Origin of the sequence: Streptomyces sp. NPDC096176 (assembly GCF_044763255.1) — a bacterium.
Classification (GTDB): domain Bacteria; phylum Actinomycetota; class Actinomycetes; order Streptomycetales; family Streptomycetaceae; genus Streptomyces.
The window spans coordinates 22,760-38,550 of record NZ_JBIWFV010000017.1; the positions used below are offsets into that span (position 1 = coordinate 22,760).

14 protein-coding genes, 1 tRNA gene and 4 pseudogenes are annotated in these 15,791 nt (G+C 71.0%); 10 read left to right on the top strand and 9 right to left on the bottom strand.

Going from position 1 to position 15,791, the window contains the following annotated elements; all coding sequences use genetic code 11:
* Positions 1-53: 53 nt before the first annotated feature.
* The 5 genes from ACIQ7Q_RS31865 to ACIQ7Q_RS31885 all read right to left on the bottom strand — a co-directional run bounded on the left by ACIQ7Q_RS31865 (position 54) and on the right by ACIQ7Q_RS31885 (position 6,427).
* The gene (locus ACIQ7Q_RS31865) at positions 54-1,763 is read right to left on the bottom strand and encodes an acyl-CoA dehydrogenase family protein (protein ID WP_403869878.1); all 1,710 of its coding nucleotides are present in this window, start codon (positions 1,761-1,763) and stop codon (positions 54-56) included.
* Between the two features lie 14 nt (positions 1,764-1,777).
* Positions 1,778-2,413: a TetR/AcrR family transcriptional regulator gene (locus tag ACIQ7Q_RS31870; protein WP_403869881.1), complete on the bottom strand. Its 636-nt coding sequence runs from the start codon at positions 2,411-2,413 to the stop codon at positions 1,778-1,780.
* Positions 2,414-2,500: 87 nt separating this feature from the next.
* Positions 2,501-3,067, bottom strand: coding sequence for a DoxX family protein (locus ACIQ7Q_RS31875; protein ID WP_403869884.1), 567 nt, complete (start codon positions 3,065-3,067; stop codon positions 2,501-2,503).
* Positions 3,045-4,577, bottom strand: coding sequence for a DNA-3-methyladenine glycosylase 2 family protein (locus ACIQ7Q_RS31880; protein ID WP_403869887.1), 1,533 nt, complete (start codon positions 4,575-4,577; stop codon positions 3,045-3,047). Before ACIQ7Q_RS31880 ends, ACIQ7Q_RS31875 begins: the two co-directional genes overlap by 23 nt.
* 527 nt (positions 4,578-5,104) lie before the next feature.
* Entirely contained in the window at positions 5,105-6,427 is a 1,323-nt protein-coding gene (locus ACIQ7Q_RS31885; protein WP_403869890.1) for an RNA-guided endonuclease InsQ/TnpB family protein, read from the bottom strand.
* Between the two features lie 23 nt (positions 6,428-6,450).
* Here ACIQ7Q_RS31885 and tnpA point away from each other — a divergent pair.
* Positions 6,451-6,681 (top strand): annotated as a pseudogene (gene tnpA / locus ACIQ7Q_RS31890) (IS200/IS605 family transposase); the annotation flags it as partial.
* On the opposite strand, the pseudogene ACIQ7Q_RS31895 reads toward tnpA, so the two are convergent.
* Positions 6,682-6,848, bottom strand: a pseudogene (locus ACIQ7Q_RS31895) (carbohydrate kinase); the annotation flags it as partial. It lies immediately after the preceding pseudogene.
* Between ACIQ7Q_RS31895 and ACIQ7Q_RS31900 the strand changes: the two are divergent.
* Positions 6,844-6,963: pseudogene (locus ACIQ7Q_RS31900) on the top strand (TetR/AcrR family transcriptional regulator); the annotation flags it as partial. The pseudogenes ACIQ7Q_RS31895 and ACIQ7Q_RS31900 sit on opposite strands and share 5 nt — an antisense overlap.
* Before the next feature lie 63 nt (positions 6,964-7,026).
* Here ACIQ7Q_RS31900 and ACIQ7Q_RS31905 read toward each other — a convergent pair.
* A tRNA-Pro gene (locus ACIQ7Q_RS31905) sits at positions 7,027-7,100 on the bottom strand.
* Positions 7,101-7,349: 249 nt separating this feature from the next.
* Here ACIQ7Q_RS31905 and ACIQ7Q_RS31910 point away from each other — a divergent pair.
* Positions 7,350-7,817 (top strand): DUF309 domain-containing protein, encoded by a 468-nt coding sequence (locus tag ACIQ7Q_RS31910; protein ID WP_403869892.1) that lies wholly within the window; start codon positions 7,350-7,352, stop codon positions 7,815-7,817.
* A gap of 21 nt (positions 7,818-7,838) precedes the next feature.
* Here ACIQ7Q_RS31910 and ACIQ7Q_RS31915 read toward each other — a convergent pair whose 3' ends face one another.
* Positions 7,839-8,087, bottom strand: a complete 249-nt coding sequence (locus ACIQ7Q_RS31915; RefSeq protein WP_403870091.1) for a hypothetical protein — start codon at positions 8,085-8,087, stop codon at positions 7,839-7,841.
* Between ACIQ7Q_RS31915 and ACIQ7Q_RS31920 the strand changes: the two are divergent.
* From ACIQ7Q_RS31920 to ACIQ7Q_RS31940, 5 genes and pseudogenes are all read left to right on the top strand, one after another.
* Positions 8,007-8,278, top strand: a pseudogene (locus tag ACIQ7Q_RS31920) (TetR/AcrR family transcriptional regulator C-terminal domain-containing protein); the annotation flags it as partial. The gene ACIQ7Q_RS31915 and the pseudogene ACIQ7Q_RS31920 sit on opposite strands and share 81 nt — an antisense overlap.
* A gap of 703 nt (positions 8,279-8,981) precedes the next feature.
* A complete protein-coding gene (locus tag ACIQ7Q_RS31925; RefSeq protein WP_403869895.1) occupies positions 8,982-9,557 on the top strand; it encodes a MauE/DoxX family redox-associated membrane protein in 576 nt (191 codons plus the stop codon).
* Positions 9,558-9,573: 16 nt separating this feature from the next.
* Positions 9,574-10,110, top strand: a complete 537-nt coding sequence (locus tag ACIQ7Q_RS31930; RefSeq protein ID WP_403869898.1) for a TlpA family protein disulfide reductase — start codon at positions 9,574-9,576, stop codon at positions 10,108-10,110.
* Positions 10,107-12,011: an ABC transporter ATP-binding protein gene (locus ACIQ7Q_RS31935; RefSeq protein WP_403869901.1), complete on the top strand. Its 1,905-nt coding sequence runs from the start codon at positions 10,107-10,109 to the stop codon at positions 12,009-12,011. The genes ACIQ7Q_RS31930 and ACIQ7Q_RS31935 overlap by 4 nt, the downstream gene beginning before the upstream one ends.
* 2 nt (positions 12,012-12,013) lie before the next feature.
* Entirely contained in the window at positions 12,014-12,739 is a 726-nt protein-coding gene (locus ACIQ7Q_RS31940) for a S26 family signal peptidase (protein WP_403870067.1), read from the top strand.
* Here the strand turns inward: ACIQ7Q_RS31940 and ACIQ7Q_RS31945 are convergent.
* On the bottom strand, positions 12,675-13,658 hold the full coding sequence (locus ACIQ7Q_RS31945) for a helix-turn-helix domain-containing protein (RefSeq protein WP_403869903.1): 984 nt from the start codon (positions 13,656-13,658) through the stop codon (positions 12,675-12,677). The genes ACIQ7Q_RS31940 and ACIQ7Q_RS31945 overlap by 65 nt on opposite strands.
* 162 nt (positions 13,659-13,820) lie before the next feature.
* Between ACIQ7Q_RS31945 and ACIQ7Q_RS31950 the strand changes: the two genes are divergently transcribed.
* Positions 13,821-15,374, top strand: a complete 1,554-nt coding sequence (locus ACIQ7Q_RS31950) for a BTAD domain-containing putative transcriptional regulator (protein ID WP_403870069.1) — start codon at positions 13,821-13,823, stop codon at positions 15,372-15,374.
* Positions 15,375-15,504: 130 nt separating this feature from the next.
* Positions 15,505-15,726 (top strand): transposase, encoded by a 222-nt coding sequence (locus ACIQ7Q_RS31955; RefSeq protein WP_403869905.1) that lies wholly within the window; start codon positions 15,505-15,507, stop codon positions 15,724-15,726.
* Positions 15,727-15,791: the final 65 nt, after the last annotated feature.

Genomic DNA, 15,791 nt, shown 5'->3' on the forward strand with positions numbered 1-15,791 from the left:
GTCACGGGCCGGGTCGCCACCGCGTCCCGGCACGCCCGACGCCCCGCCCGTGCTCAGCCCGTCGCCGCCGGTACGCGGTCGATGATCGCGGCGAGGTCGAGACCGGTAGGCAGGGTGCCGAAGGCCAGTCCGCGGTCACCGGCGAGGCGGGAGGCGCAGAAGGCGTCCGCGATCGCGGACGGCGCGTGGCGGACGAGCAGGGAGCCCTGCAGCACGAGGGCCAGGCGCTCGACCAGACGGCGCGCGCGCAGCGCGGCGTCGTCGGTGAGCGCCAGTTCGCCGTGCAACTGCCGCCAGGCCTCGTCGAGTCGGGCATCCGCACCGGCGGCGGCCTGCACCTCAGCGGCGAAGGCTTCCAGGCAGCCCGGCTCCCGGGTCAGGGCGCGCAGTACGTCGAGGGCGTTGACGTTCCCCGAGCCCTCCCAGATGCCGTTCAGGGGCGCCTCCCGGTAGAGCCGGGGCATGCCGGACGCCTCGTCATAGCCGTTGCCGCCGAGGCACTCCAGGGCTTCCGCGACCGCCGCGGGCTGCCTCTTGCAGACCCAGTACTTGCCGACCGCCGTCGCCAGCCGCAGGAAGGACCGCTCCTGTGCGTCGCCACGCTGCGCCCGGTCGGCCGCCCCCGCGACCCGGAGCGCGAGGGTGGTCGCGGCCTCCGACTCGATGCCCAGGTCGGCGACGACATTGCGCATCAGCGGCTGGTCGATCAGCTTGGCGCCGAAGACCGAGCGGTGGCGGACATGGTGCGCGGCCTGCGCCAGTGCCGTGCGGATGCCGGACGCCGACCCCAGGATGCAGTCCAGGCGGGTCATGGTGACCATGTCGATGATGGTGCGCACCCCCTGCCCCTCGGGGCCGACGAGCCAGGCGACGGTGTCGTCGAACTCGGGTTCGCTGCTGGCGTTGCTCCGGTTTCCGAGCTTGTCCTTCAGCCGCTGGATACGGAACGTGTTGCGGCTGCCGTCGGGCAGTACCCGGGGAACCAGGAAGCAGGACAGCCCTCCCGGTGCCTGCGCGAGGACGAGGAAGAGATCGTTCATGGGGGCACTGGTGAACCACTTGTGGCCGCGCAGCCGCCAGGTGCCGTCCCGCTGATCGACGGCGACGGTGGTGTTGGCGCGGACGTCGGTGCCACCCTGCTTCTCCGTCATCCCCATCCCCGCGAGCAGGCCGCGCTTGCCGCCGGGCTCGCGCAGCCCGGGGTCGTACACGCGGCTGGTCAGCAGCGGCTCGTACACCGCCGCGAGTCGCGGCGCGGAGCGCAGGGCGGGGACGACGGCGTACGTCATGGAGACGGGGCAGCCGTGGCCCTGTTCGGCCGAGCTCCACACCATGAAGCCCGCCGCTCGGGCGACATGGGCACCGGGCCGGTCGTCGGCCCACGGCGCTCCGCCGAGTCCCTCACGAATGGCCACGTCCATGAGCGCGTGGTACGAGGGGTGGAATTCGACCTCGTCGATCCGGTTTCCGTAGCGGTCGTGGGTCCGCAGGATCGGCTCGCAGCGGTTGGCCTCCTCGGCCCAGTGCTGGACCTGCTCGGAGCCTGCCAGTCGCCCGATGCGGTGCAGGTCCTCGGTGTACCACCCGGCGCCCTCGCGCCGTACACCCTCGAGCAGTACGGCGTCGTCGGCGACGTCGTGTCCGACCAGCGGCGGTGGCTGGTTGGTGACGTCGTGGGTGCGGGCCGTGGGATTGCTACTCGGGGCGGGTGCCGGCGGCTCGGGTACAGGGGCGTCCGCCGTTGCGGCGGGGTTCGCGGTCATGACGGTCACGGTCCTCAAGGTCGTCGGGGTGGTCGGGCGACGGGCTCGGCGCCCGCGCAGCGCAGGGACATCGCCACCAGCTCGGTGACCAGGTGGTCGGCGGCGTCTCCTTCAGCGGGGGCGGACAGGGGATCCACCAGCACCTCGCCGATCGCGCCGGTCAGTGCGGCGGCGGTGACGTCGGGGTCCTGTTCGGGAAGCCGGCCGCTGCCGATGCCCTCGCGGATGATCTCGGCGAACACCTCGCGGTAACGGCGCCGGAACTCCAACCGCTCCAGGCCCACGGCCGGGTCGGCAGGTGCCGCGAGCAGCGCGTGGGCGAGACCGCGGCGCTCCATGGCACGGCGCGCGAAGACCTCGACGCCGAGCGCGAGCCGCTGCACCGGATCGCCGCTGCCCTCCCTGAGCACCTCGCCGAGAACCTCGACCTCGTGCCCGGACGCACGGCGGAAGACCTCGACGGCGAGGGCACCCTTGGAGGGGAAGTGCTGGTAGACCGAGCCGACCGACATCCCGGCGGCGGCGGCCACGGCCGTCACGGAGGCGTTCGCCCAGCCGACTTCGGCGACGACGGAGGTGGCCTGCTCGACCAGGTACTCCCTGGCCGCGTCCAGACGGCTCTGCACCGCGGGTGTCTTCCGGTAGGCCATGCAACAAGTGAACCACTGTTCAGAGGTTCGATCCAGACCCTCGCGGGACCTGGCCGAAGGACCTTCCTCGGCGGCCCGGGCCCCGGATTACTCCTCCAGAGCCTCGTCCCCGTGCTCCTCCTCGGCGTCCCCCGGGTCCACGTCCGCGCCGATCTGCCCCCTGGACCGCCTGCCGACCACGGCCGCGGCGGCCGCAGCGCTGACGGCGAACGCCGCCACCAGCATCCATGGCCGGTCGAAGCGGTGCCCGGTGACATGGTCCACGGAGTAGCGGCCGGGGCCCATGACTCCGATCGCGGCCGCCGTGAAGCCGAGGAACGCCGGGTACTCGAAGCCTCCCGACTGGGCGAAGAAGCCCGCAGGTGCGTGCACGGCCACGGCGCCTGCCATGTTGCCGGTGACCGCGGCACCGGCCGCGGGAGTGGCGACGCCCAGCGCGAGCAGCGCTCCGCCGCCCGCCTCCGCGAGACCGGCGGCGGCAGCGGCCTGCTTGGGCGGGTGGAAGCCCATGGCCTCCATGCCCTTGGCGGTCCCCTCCAGGCCGCCGCCGCCGAACCAGCCGAAGAGCTTCTGCGAGCCGTGGGCCATGAGGACGGCGCCTGTGCCGACTCGGAGGACGAGCAGACCGAGGTCACGTCGGTTCAGGGGGGTCATGGGTTCTCCCGGTGCGATGACGGTGGGCGACGACATCCACTCTCGTCCGGCCGGGACCGCGAGCGGCTGCGTTGCTGGGCCGGACGGGTGAGGCGGTGGACCGTCGGCCGTGGTCGTCACGCCCTCGAGCCGCCGACCGTCCATAGGTGCTGCATCGCGTACGAGCTCCATGGCCGCCATCGCCCGGGGTCCGCGGTGGGGGGACGGCGGGGTCGGCGGGGATCAGGACGTCCGGGTCGCCGAGGGCGTTCTGACGGATGCGGGCGGCGGTTCGAGGGTCGAGGCCCGGCAGACGCAGCAGCCGGCGTTCCGTCTCTTCGCGGTAGGCGCCGGGGTCGAGGACGAGTTCGCCCGTCGTGAGCGCTTCTGCCAGCACGCGCAGGGCGGGCAGGTCCGTTGTGAGCAGGTCCTGTGGGCGGGGGAAGAGGTGGGTGAGGCCACCGCTCGGGGTGCAGAGCTTGCGACCGTGCGCTGCCACGAGTGCGGCGGCGGCCTCCTCCCCCACGACGGTGCGGATCGCGGCCTCGTGCGGGTCGGCCGTACCAGGAACGCGCAGGCCGGGCCGGGTCGCGACGAGGGGTGCGAGGACCGGGTCGGCGCCGAGGCGTTCGGCGACGGCGCAGGGGTCGGCGTCGAGGTCGAAGAGACGCCGCATCCGCTGGATGGCGGTGGTCAGGTCGCGCAGGTCGGCCAGGTGCAGCCGGCAGTCCAACCAGTGGTCGGCGCCTGTGGGTTCACCGACCTCGACAATGCCCACTCCGCCCGGGAGGCGCAGGGTGCGGCGGTAGGTGCGGGCGCCGCGTGTACCGGTGACCTCTTCGACGCCCTGCACAGCGTGGGCGGCCAGGTGGTCGAACATCTCGGCTGCCGCGTAGGGGCCTCGGTGGGCGAGCCGCAGCGGGACTCCGGCGGCGCCGTCGTCCGGCAGGGTGCGGCCGGGCCGGACGGCTCGCAGCTGGGTGGGGGTGACGGCGTAGATCTGTCGGATCGTGTCGTTGAACTGCCGCACGCTCGCGAATCCCGCCGCGAACGCGATCTCGGCGGCCTGGAGGGTCGTCGTCTGAAGCAGCACGCGCGCGGTGTGGCCGCGTTGGGCGCGGGCGAGGGCAATGGGACCGGCGCCGAGTTCGGCGTTGAGCTGCCGCTGTACCTGGCGGGCGCTGTAGCCGAGTCGGCCGGCGAGGCCCGCGACGCCCTCCCGGTCGACGACCCCGTCGCCGATCAGCCGCATGGCGCGGCCCACCACGTCCGCGCGGACGTTCCATTCGGCGGAGCCGGGCACGGCGTCGGGGCGGCAGCGGCGGCAGGCTCGGAAGCCCGCGCTCTGTGCGGCAGCGGCCGTGCGGTAGAACGACACGTTCCGGCGCTTGGGGGTGATCGCGGGGCAGCTCGGGCGGCAGTAGATCCCGGTCGTCGAGACGGCGAAGAAGAACACGCCGTCGAACCGGGCGTCCCGGCTGCTCACCGCCTCGTAACGGCTGTCGTCGACCGTCGCGGCCTGGGTGGTCATACGGTCAGTATGCGAGCCTCCCCGAGCGGGGGCTGGCGGGAATCGGACATGACGCTGACGTCGATCGCCCCGCCTGTGGGATCGGCCGCGGCGAGCCGGCCGGGCGCCCAGGATGACCGCCCGGCCGGGCAGGGCGGCGCGGGGCAGGAGCTACCGTTCGAGCAGGCGGCCGGGCCTTGGAGATGACGTTGCCGACGGCGTCGCCCGCGTCCACGCGCGATGCGCAACCGGTGGCGGCCCAGTTCGCGGGCGATGGCCGTGCGACGACCACGACATCATGGACGTTGCCGGGGAGTTCGCCGCTGGTCGTGCGTGTCATGGCGCTCCGGGTGGGGTGCCGGGATGGGCGGGGCTGGGCCTGCTGTCGGATCAGGCCGGGTGGCGTACGGGGGGCCGACGGTGAGCGGTCCAGGAGCCCCGCGACCTCGGCACGGAAGTGCGCGAGCCGTTCGGCTGCCCGGTCGGGGTTCATACGGGCTTCTTGAAGTGCTCTCCTCCCTTCGCAAGCTCAGGAAGGAGATTCCCGTCTACCTTGCGGTGGCGGGCTTGACGCCGCGAGTGCGCCTGACGGCTGCCCTCCCGGCAGCCGGGATCGCCACGTGGCCGATCCGGTACAGGTGCAAGACGTTCCGGGCTCCGTTGTGGTCGGCGTTGCCGATCCATCCGCAAACGGGGTTCTTGCACACGAACAGGGCCTGCTTTTCCCGGCTGCCGGGCGTGAGGAAGCCACACGCGGAGCAGCGCTGGGAGGTGTGGGGCGCGGGGACCTTGACCAGCGCTCCGCCCTGGCGGGCGGTCTTGTACGTCAGCATGGTCACGGTGCGGCCCCATGCCTCTTGGAGGCTGGAGCGGTTGAGACCGGACTTCTGCTTGACGTTCTTGCCGGGGTTCTCGACGGTGCCCTTCGCGGACTTGGTCATGTTCGTGATGTGCAGGTCTTCCACCACGATCACGCTGTACCGCTCGGCGAGGGTCGTGGTGGTCTTGTGCTGCCAGTCGATGCTGCGGCGCGTGGCTTTTGCGCGCAGTGCTCGGATCTGGTCGTAGGTGCGGTGCAGGCCTCGAGAGGTCTTCTTTTTCGGCTTGCGGAAGGTCTCGCGGTGCGCGGCTCGCTGTTCCAGGCGGAGCAGCTTGGCCTTCTCGTCGGGGCCCAGCCACTTGTCCCGGTCGGAGGTGCCGTCGGGGAGACGGGGCGGCCGGCCGTGGTCGTGGTGGTTGCCGTCGGAGAGCGCCATGGGGAGGTTGACGCCCATGTCGATGCCGACCTCCGGCCCCGAGTGGGGTTCTGGGGTGCGGTCCAGGGTGGTGATCCGGAAGGCGATGTGCCAGCCCAGCCCGTCCTTGCCCAGCCGGGCTCCGGTGATCCGGTGGTCGGCATTCGCCTTCTTGCCGACGGGCAGGTCCTTGGTCCAGCGAAAGCGAACACCTCCGACCTTGGGAATGTTGACCATGCCCCATCGGCGGTGGATCCGCTTGATCTGGAGGTCGCGGCCCTGGGGGATGTCCACGGACATCACTGATCGGAACCGGCTCTTGAAGTTCGGCTCCTGTGCCCGGCCGTCCCAACAGTTCTTCCAGGATTGGAAATACGTTTTGAGGACCGCCTGAGCGCCCTGCGCCGGAAGCACGGCGAGGAAATCGATGTCCTTGCGGGCCTGCCGGATCGCCGCGTCCGCAGCGGCTAGGGACCGCTTCCGCTTCGGCATCATCAGCCACCACGCGTGCAGGCAGTTCCACATGGTGCGGGCCGCGTGCGCCTGATCGTCCATGGCCCGGGACTCGGCAGGCGACAGCGCCAGACGGGCTCGATGCCCGAACTGCCGCTTGACCAGGCAGAGTTCCGAGTTCATGCGATCAATCTATCATTTGGTTCATGTCACCGAGATGGAACCCCAATCCCGACATACGTACCGGACGTCACGCCGTCTACAACCTGCATGTCCACTTGGTTTTCGTCACGAAGTACCGGCGCAAGGCTATGACGGACGCCATGCTCACGCGCTGTGAGGAGATCATGCGGGAGGTCTGCGAGAACTTCGAGGCCGAACTCAAGCAGTTCAACGGCGAGGACGACCACGTGCACCTCCTGGTGCACTACCCGCCCCTCGACGGGCAGTTGCAGCAGGTCGGCCTGGGTCTGCATGAGCACTGCGGACCGGGTGAGGCCCCGTCGACGCGCAGCGCTGCCGAGGTCGGCGGCCACGGCGTCGGTGAGGGAGACGACCTGGGGGCGATACCTTCGCACAGCGCCCGCGCCAGATGGCCGCTGGTCCTCGGCCCGGTCGTCGGCGTCGCACGCCGCTGACTCTCTGGCATCGACGACGTCGATCTCGACGAGGCCGCCCGGATCCTGCCGGACCGTATCTGGCGGTCGCTCGCCCCGTGAAAACGACCGAGGGGCCGTTTCAGACTGCTCTGAAACGGCCCCTCGGCCTGCGACTCCTTCGAGTCGGGACGACAGGATTTGAACCTGCGACCCCTTGACCCCCAGTCAAGTGCGCTACCAAGCTGCGCCACGTCCCGATTGCGCGTTCCGCCGGTTTCCCGGACCGGGCGCGCAAGAGAACATTACCTCACTCTGCGGGGTCGGCGGTCGCCCGGCCTGCGGTCACTCGCATGCCGCCTGCTGCCGCACGCCGCACCCGGCCCGCGCCACGCCCGCCCACTGCCGCGGCCGGGCGGCCGGCTGCGAGCGCGACGTGCCGCTGCGTGACGGAGCCGGGGAGGACGCGCGACTGCGGGACGGAGCCGGGGAGGGAGGACAATTGCGGCATGGACCAGCCACGCAGGGACCGCGACGCCGAGGGCCGCGCCCGTAACGCCCGCCCGCGGGACGGCCTCGGCCGCCCTCTCCCCCACGGCGCACCCGGCGTGGAGCGCCAGCCCGAGGGCGTGCTGCGCACGCCCGAGCAGACGCTCCTCGAGGCGCAGCGCCTGCTCGACGCGGGTATGCCGTTCCACGCGCACGAGGTGTTGGAGGACGCGTGGAAGTCGGGCCCCGAGGGCGAACGCGAGCTGTGGCGGGGTCTGGCCCAGCTCGCGGTGGGCCTCACCCACGCGGCCCGCGGCAACATCACGGGCGGCGCCCGGCTGCTGCTGCGCGGCGCCGACCGGATCGCGGTTTTCCCGGCACTTCACGGCATCGCGGTGCCGGGGCTGGTCGCATGGGCGCGTGATCTGGCAGGCCGGCTGACGGGCCCGGTGGACCCGGCCGCGGAGGCTCCTCGGCTGGTTCGGTAGTGGAACGAGGCTGGTCCGCTACTAGTACTCCAGCGGGACTTCTGTATCTGTCCTGGTCAGCAGCCTCGGGGTGGGAGTGTAGCGGGACGTCGGTGGGTGCGGGGCGGTCTTGGAAGGGCCGTCCCGCGAACGTGTGCCCGCGCCGCGTGTAGTGACAACGGCCGTGCTCGCCGCCCCGCGGCCCACCAGCGGCCCACCGGCCTGGACGGTGCGGCGAAGCTGGAGGTCGTCGGCCACCTCACCGGCTTCGTGGCCGGGTACGTCGCGCACGAGATCGCCCAGGCCGAAGCCGCGCGATCACCCGACCGGGCCGCGGCCGAGGCCCGCTACCTCGCCACTGTCGCCGCGGACGGCCACCACCCGGAACTCGCCGAGGCCTCAGCGCACCCGGACGCTCCCTCGCCCCCGACGCCACCTTCGCCCGGTTCCTCGACCGCCTGGTCGATGGCCCCGACCAATAGCGTGTGCCGGTATGACTCAGGGCGAGGGCAAGGCGGCGCCCGCTTCCCCGCCTCCTCCAACTCGCCCTCCGCCCCGACGACACCGACTGACGGCAGACCGCCCACCTCGCTGCCGTCGACACCGGCGCCAGCACGTACCGTCATGAAATCGCCGTCAGGCACGGATGGCCAACGGGGTGGCGAGGAGCGTCAATGACTTCCCCACGGCCGGCGGGCAAGGTCGTGTCTGCGCCCACTTGGGCGTCTAGTCCGATCGAGCCGAGGAGAAGTACGTGTACCGGAAACTCGAAGAGATGGGCAGCCGCTTCCTTGAGCGCTTCGTCCCGAGGGCCGAGGCGGCGGCCGCCGCTCTGGACCACTGCGGCGAATGGGGAAGGTGCTCGCGGTGTGTGTCCCAGTGCGGCTACGCGGCTCCGTGCCACGGGTGCTGTGTAACGGGCGGCGGCTGCCGGTACGTCTGCGAGTGCTGAAGTCCGTCGGTACCCATCGGGCTCGCACGCATCGCAGGGCCCGTTCGTCAGGTGCGGGTCACCCGGTCACCCGCTGAGTGCCCCGTAAAGGATCACCGGCTGTTGGCAGCAGTACGCGCTGCGGCTGCCGGTGGTCCACCCCCCGTCGCGTCGTGGCGCCCCTGCCCACCGCGTCCCTGCGCTGAGCCGTACTCACGCGTCCGAATCACCACAACCATGCGAAAGGCCGAGTGATGAGTTACGTGGCCATCGGGATCCGGTGCCTCATCGGCGTCGTGTTCCTCGTCTCCTCGCTCAGCAAGGTGTCACGACGTGGGGCCTTCGCCAGCTTCACTGCATCGGTGAGCGAGATGCGACTGCTTCCCCCGGCGCTGGCCGGCACGGTCGCATCGGCGGTGGTGTCCGCGGAGTGTGCCGTGTGCGTGCTGCTGGTGATTCCGGCAGCGCCCGCCATGACGCTCGGTTTCTTGGCTGCGGCAGGGATGTTGACCACTTTCGCGGCCGCCATCACCTTGTCCCTGCGCCGAGGCGGGCGCGTTGCCTGCCGGTGCTTCGGCGCATCAACGACGCCGCTCGGCCTTCTCCACGTCGTACGCAACGGCGTGCTGGCTTCGCTCGCGATCCTCGCCGCCGTGGTCGACGCACCACGCGGACCCGTGCAGGGCGCGGGGGCCTTGGCCGCGGTGTGTGCGGGCGTGATGGCCGCAGGGGTGGTCGTGAAGCTGGACGACCTGGTCGGGCTCTTCACGCCCGTCCGGAGCCAATCGTTCGGGAGCGCTGGCCGGGTGACCACCCGCAGCGTCCCCTGAGTCGGAGGAAACCGTGATGCCTTTCCTGATCGCGACACTCGCTTGTCTCGGAGCGATCTGTGCCCTCGATCTGATTCTGACGCTCGGCGTCATCAAACGACTGCGTGAGCATACCGAGTTGCTGTCCGCGCGCAGCCCCGCCGACATCCCCGTTGGTGCGGAGGTCGCGGAGTTCGCGGCGGTCACGACGGACGGCGAGCCGCTGAGCCGGGAATCGATGAAGGAGGAGACCGTGGTGGCCTTCTTCTCCCCGACCTGCGGGCCGTGCAAGGAAAAGCTGCCGCGTTTCGTCGACTTCGCGCGGGGTCTGGCCGGCGGCAGGGAAAGCGCGCTGGCCGTCGTAGTCGGCGACGTGGAGGAAGGCGCGCCATTCATCACCGAGTTGAACCCGGTGGTCCGCGTGGTGGTCGAGAGCGGCGACGGCCCGCTCGGATCCGCGTTCAAGGTGGCGGCGTTCCCCACGTTGGTACGGGTCGCTCCCGACGGCGCCGGCAAACTCGTGGTGACGGACAACCGGATCGAACTGGGCCACCCGGCCGCCGCGGCAGCGTGAGCGGCGGTACACGGCCCACGGCCGACCAGCCGCACGGCCGCCTCGGGCGCATAGCGTCGGGCGCCCGCCGTGTCACGACGACGTGTGCGCTGGCGGCCAGGGCGGCTCCCGGCACGATGGCACTGTACGCGGTGCTGTCGCTGGCCGGCGGTGCGGTGCCGGTGACCACCGCCTGGCTCACCAAACTGATCCTGGACGCACTGATGGCGGACGCCACTCTCGGCACCCTCGTCGGCCTGGGTGTGGGGTTGGCCGCGGCCGGCGTCTTCGCCGGGGTGACACCGCAGCTGACCCAGTACCTCCGGGCGGAGACCGAACGCGAAGTGACGCTGCTCGCGCAGGACCGGCTCTTCACCGCGGTGAACGGCTTCCCCGGACTGGCCCGCTTCGAAGACCCCGAGTTCCTGGACCGGCTGCGGCTCGCCCAGCAGTCCGGCGGGAGTGCGCCTGGGCACACGGTCGACGGGATGCTGGGCATGACCCGCGCGGCCGTCACCGTCATCGGCTTCCTGGGTTCACTGCTGCTGCTCAGCCCGCTGATGACGGCGCTGGTCCTGTTGTCCGCGGCACCGACGCTCGTGGCCGAGGTGGCGCTCTCGCGACAACGAGCGCACATGTACTGGGACATCGGCCCGGCAGAGCGGCGGGAGCTCTTCTACAGCCGCCTGCTGTCCAGCCTCGAGTCGGCCAAGGAGGTGCGGCTGTTCGGCATCGGCGCGTACCTGAAGCAGCGGATGCTGACCGAACGGCGTGCGACGAACGCCGCCAAACGGAACGTGGACCGGCGCGAAGTCTTGGTACAGAGCGGACTGGGCCTGCTGGCCGCACTGGTGACGGGCGGCGGGCTGCTCTGGGCGGTCGCCGCGGCGCGGACCGGGACGCTGTCCGTGGGAGGGATCACCATGTTCGTGGCCGCGGTGGCGGGTGTCCAGGGCGGGCTCATCGCCATGGCGAGCGAGTTCGCCCGCGCTCACCAGGCGCTGCTGATGTTCGACCACTACGCGGCGGTCACCACCGCCGGCCCCGACCTGCGGGTCCCGCCGGAGCCGCGCCCCATGGCGCCCCTGCGACGGGGGATCGAGTTCCGGGACGTGTGGTTCCGGTACTCCGACGACCATCCCTGGGTGCTGCGGGGGGTTAACCTGCGTATTCCCGCGGGTGGGAGCCTCGCCCTCGTCGGGCTCAACGGTGCCGGGAAGTCCACCCTGGTCAAACTGCTGTGCCGGTTCTACGACCCCACCCGGGGGCAGATCCTGTGGGACGGCCTCGACCTCGGACAGGCCGACGTAGCCGAACTGCGCCGGCGGATCGGCGCGGTGTTCCAGGACTACATGCACTATGACCTCACCGCTGCGGAGAACATCGGTCTCGGCGATCTGGAGGCACTCGAGGACCACGGCCGGATCCGGGCGGCGGCGCAACGCGCGGGGATCCACGACAAGCTCACCGGGCTGCCACGAGGCTACGACACCCTCCTGTCACGCATGTTCTTCATGGAGGCCGACAAGGACGATCCCGACAAGGGTGTGGTCCTCTCCGGAGGCCAGTGGCAACGGCTCGCGCTGGCCAGGGCGTTCTTGCGTGACAGGAGAGACCTGATGATCCTCGACGAGCCTTCCGCCGGACTGGACGCGGAGGCGGAGCACGACATCCACAGCACGCTGCGCCACCACCGTGCCGGGCGGACCAGCTTGCTGATCTCTCACCGCCTGGGAGCGGTGCGAGACGCCGACCGGATCGTGGTGATCGCGCAGGGTCGCATCGTCGAGGAAGGCGACCACGCGTCCCTGATGGCCGCCGACGGTGAGTACGCTCGGCTGTTCGGTCTGCAGGCCTCCGGTTACCGGCAGAGTCAGCGAGAACCGGAGAGCGAGCCGATGGCGCTTGAGGAGCCGGCATGAGGATGCGCGAGCCGTCCACTCCACCCGCCGCGCACCTGCGCGGGCCTCGCACACGTACGGCTCCCACGGCTCGCGCGAGACCCGCCACTCGCGCGACACGGAGCCTGGCGCTGATCGTGCTGGGGTCCGCGGGGCCCGTGCTTCTCCTCGCGGGACGCCTGCCCTGGGGTCTGTTGTGCTGCGCAGCGGCGGTGCTTCTCACCCTGGGCGCGGCCCTCGGCTCGCTGCTGGGCCGCAGACTCGTCGCCGTCACCGTCAGAGGAGACAGCATGCAGCCGGCGTACCAGGACGAAGACCGTGTCCTGGTACGCCGGGACCGCAAGCCCACCCGTGGTCAGGTGGTCGTGGTGGAACGGCCGGCAGGGGTCGCCGGATGGAGTGAACCACCGGTCGCCACCACCGCCCCTGGCCCATCCCTCGCACGAAGGCAATGGCTGATCAAAAGGGTGGCAGCCGTGCCCGGTGACCCCGTGCCCCGGGACCGTGTGCCCGTCCTGGCCGGCTCCCCCGCAGAGCGTGTGCCGGAGGGCAGCCTGGTTCTGCTCGGGGACAACCAGCAGGCCAGCTTCGACTCCCGGCACGTGGGCTACTTCCCCGCGGAACGGGTACTGGGAGCAGTGGTGCGCTCGCTGCCCCCCTATGAAGCCACGGCCTCGGGGCCACTCACGCGCCGCCGTCGGCTGCCGAGCGACGGTACTCGCCGGGGGACGTGCCGTACTGAGCCCTGAACGCCCGGCTGAAGTGCGGCGCGTCGGTGAAGCACCAGCGGGCGGCGATCGCGTGCACGGGGCGCGCGGACAGCCGGCAGTCGAGCAGATCGCGGCGGCACCGCTCCAGTCGCCGCCTGCTCACCCATGCGGCCACGCCCAGCCCGTCGGCCTGGAAGAGCCTGTACAAGGTGCGGGTGGAGATCTGGTGCGCGGCGGCAATGCCGTGGGGTGACAGGCATGGATCGGCGAGATGCCGCTCGATGAACGCGTGGATCCGTGCCCGCAGTAACTCCCGGTCCGCGTCCGGCCCTCCTGGCACGTCGGCGCCAGCTCCCAGGCTGTGCGTACACAAGGCCGTGAGCAGATCGACCACGGCGTCGCCCAGGGGCGGGGCGTCAGAAACCCGGCAATGGCGGCCCTGCGTGACGAGTTCGGTGAGGTGACGGGCCAGCAGTGCGCCTGCCCCGGCCACCGCGGGCATCCGTACCGCGGTGATCCGGCTCATGTTCCCTGGATCGATGGGAAGCAGCTGCTTGGGGACCTGCACGACGATCTCCTCGACGGCGCTGCGGTCCGCGCCGGACGAGGTGCGGAAGGGCCGGGACGATTCGCACAGCACGATCTCGCCCGGGGCGGCAGAAGCCGTCCGTCCCTCCTGGGTGACGAGTGCGTGGCCTCGCACGGTGAGGGACAACTGGTAGATGTGCGGGTCACGCCGGCGAATCAGTTCCTGTGTGCGATGCGTACGCAGTGGCGGATGGCTCAGGGCGAGGACGGACACGGCTCCCAGGTCGAGCACGCGGGCAGTGGCGCGGAAGTCCGACTCCTCGCTGCTGCTGATCGCCGTGGGCATCGACCGGGCGATGACTTCGCACCATCTGGTGAAGCGCTCCGCCGCGGGCATTGATTCGGTACGCAACACTGTCTCGATCACCATCCACTCCCTTCCTCCGGCGTGTTGACGCCCCGTGGCGCAAGGGCACGTGGTGAACGGTGGAGGGCACGCCGTGGACAAAAATTGCATTGGCCTTGAATCGCCTGGTCAGGCGCATTGGGGGGGCTTAGGCTCCGGGCCCGAGGGGGGTGGGCCGCATTGGGCGTGCAGTTCGGGGTTCTGGGAGCGGTCGAGGCTCGGATCGACGGCCGACACGTCGATCTCGGGCATGCCCGGCAGCGCTGTGTGTTGGCGGCGCTGCTGGTCGACGGCCAACGCCCCGTGACGGTCGATCAGTTGATCGATCGAGTGTGGGGTGAGCGTCCTCCCCAGCGGGCCCGGCAGACGCTTCACAGCTACATCTCACGGCTCCGGCAGGCCCTGGCCGAAACCGGCGGCGGCGCCACCATCACCCGGCGGTCCGGCGGCTACGTACTCATCGTGGAACCGCAACGGGTGGACCTGCACCACTTTCGTGAACTGGTCACACACGCCCGCACGGATGACGACGACGAGCGGGTCAAGGCGCTGCTGGACCAGGCGCTCGGTCTGTGGCGGGGAGAGCCCTTCACCGGTCTGGACACGCCGTGGATCAACGCCCTGCGCGACACGCTGGAACAGGAGCGGCTCGGGGCGCAGCTGGACCGCAACGACGTCGGGCTGAGACTCGGGCACCACGCCGACCTCTTGCCGTGCCTGTCCGCCCGGGCCAAGGAGCATCCGCTGGACGAGCGCCTGGCCGGTCAGCTGATGCTGGCCCTGTACCGCTGCGGCCGTGCCACCCAGGCCCTCGAGCACTACGAGCAGGTACGCCGGCGGCTGAACAGAGAACTGGGCACCGACCCGGCTGTCGCGCTGCGGCGCGTGCACCAGCAGATCCTCACAGCCGATTCCGCCCTCGCGCCGCCCGTCCCCGAGCCAGCGCCCACCGCCGACGGCCTCTTGCTGCACGGGCGGCCGGCCGACACCAAGGACATCCGTCGCCCGGCGGGCCCGGCTGCCGCTTTCGGCGACAACGCCGGCCCGTCCGAAGCCACACCTGCCGCACCAGCGACGCCCGTGGCGGCAGTCCCCACCGGCTCACCGCCGCCCAGAAGTCCCAGGGTGCCCCCGCGGCCCCGCAGAGCCGGCTTCGTTCTCCCCGCCCTGTTCCTCCTGAGCCTCGCCGCGACCGGTACACAACTCCTCAGCGCCGATCGCCCCGACACCCTGCGAGCACTGGAACCGCGCACAGGCACGCCCGCCGTCGTGACGATGCCACCAGGTCCGCTGCAGATCCGACCCCTTCCCGGCGAGGACCGTGACCTCTGCCTGACGGAAGGGCGTGAACGGACCGGCCGCTACTCGGCGGCCGTGGCCGTTCAACGCCCCTGCTCCACGGCGGTCCCGCCGACCACCTCCCTGAAACCCGTCGGGGACGGACGGTTCTACATCATGTGGAACCATCCCCAGTTCGGCCCCGGCTGCCTCACCGTCGTGGCCCAGGAGCTGGTGAAGGGAATGCTCGAACCCTGGACGGACTGCCGGGAGAGCCGGCCCTTCCAGCACTTTCGCCTGGAGCGCGTCGGTCCCTCCCGCGCCGGCACGTACAGGATCCGTCCGGCGGACACCGACCAGTGCGTCGGCCTGGCCGGCAACGCCTCAGCCGTGGGCGCGGAGGCCAAGGTCGAACCGTGTACGGACGCACCGGACCAGCGATTCCGCATCATGTCGTCCTGATTCTTCCTGGGCGTACGGCCGGACGTCGAAAGAGCGAGCACAAGCGTGGGACACGACCTGCCGGGACGGCCGGGGCGAGGATGGGCAGCACGCGCGTCGGCCCCCGAACGAGACGGCCGCCCTGCAGGCGGTGGCCGAGAAGCTCGGCATCGGCTTCCGCGAGACTCTGCGGAACTGGGTGAAGCAGCACGAAATCGACGCGGGGACGCGCCCGGGGACGACGACGGAGGGGTCAGCCGAGCTCAAGGCGCTGAAGAAGGAGAACGCCGAACTCAAGCGGGCCAACGAGATCCTGAAGGCCGCGGCGAGTTTTTTCGCGGCCTCGCTCGACCGGCCACACACACGCTCGTAGCGTTCATCGACGAGCACCGGGACCGCTTCGGCGGCATCGAGCCGATCTGCAGGACGCTCACCGAG

What these genes read in the sequence shown, in the direction of transcription:
- ACIQ7Q_RS31940 (WP_403870067.1), top strand. Translation starts at nt 12,014, where the DNA reads ATGCGCGAGCCGTCCACTCCACCCGCCGCGCACCTGCGCGGGCCTCGC.
- ACIQ7Q_RS31885 (WP_403869890.1), bottom strand. Translation starts at nt 6,427, where the DNA reads ATGAACTCGGAACTCTGCCTGGTCAAGCGGCAGTTCGGGCATCGAGCC.
- ACIQ7Q_RS31910 (WP_403869892.1), top strand. Translation starts at nt 7,350, where the DNA reads ATGGACCAGCCACGCAGGGACCGCGACGCCGAGGGCCGCGCCCGTAAC.
- ACIQ7Q_RS31880 (WP_403869887.1), bottom strand. Translation starts at nt 4,577, where the DNA reads ATGACCACCCAGGCCGCGACGGTCGACGACAGCCGTTACGAGGCGGTG.
- ACIQ7Q_RS31925 (WP_403869895.1), top strand. Translation starts at nt 8,982, where the DNA reads ATGAGTTACGTGGCCATCGGGATCCGGTGCCTCATCGGCGTCGTGTTC.
- ACIQ7Q_RS31870 (WP_403869881.1), bottom strand. Translation starts at nt 2,413, where the DNA reads ATGGCCTACCGGAAGACACCCGCGGTGCAGAGCCGTCTGGACGCGGCC.
- ACIQ7Q_RS31945 (WP_403869903.1), bottom strand. Translation starts at nt 13,658, where the DNA reads ATGGTGATCGAGACAGTGTTGCGTACCGAATCAATGCCCGCGGCGGAG.
- ACIQ7Q_RS31875 (WP_403869884.1), bottom strand. Translation starts at nt 3,067, where the DNA reads ATGACCCCCCTGAACCGACGTGACCTCGGTCTGCTCGTCCTCCGAGTC.
- ACIQ7Q_RS31930 (WP_403869898.1), top strand. Translation starts at nt 9,574, where the DNA reads ATGCCTTTCCTGATCGCGACACTCGCTTGTCTCGGAGCGATCTGTGCC.
- ACIQ7Q_RS31865 (WP_403869878.1), bottom strand. Translation starts at nt 1,763, where the DNA reads ATGACCGCGAACCCCGCCGCAACGGCGGACGCCCCTGTACCCGAGCCG.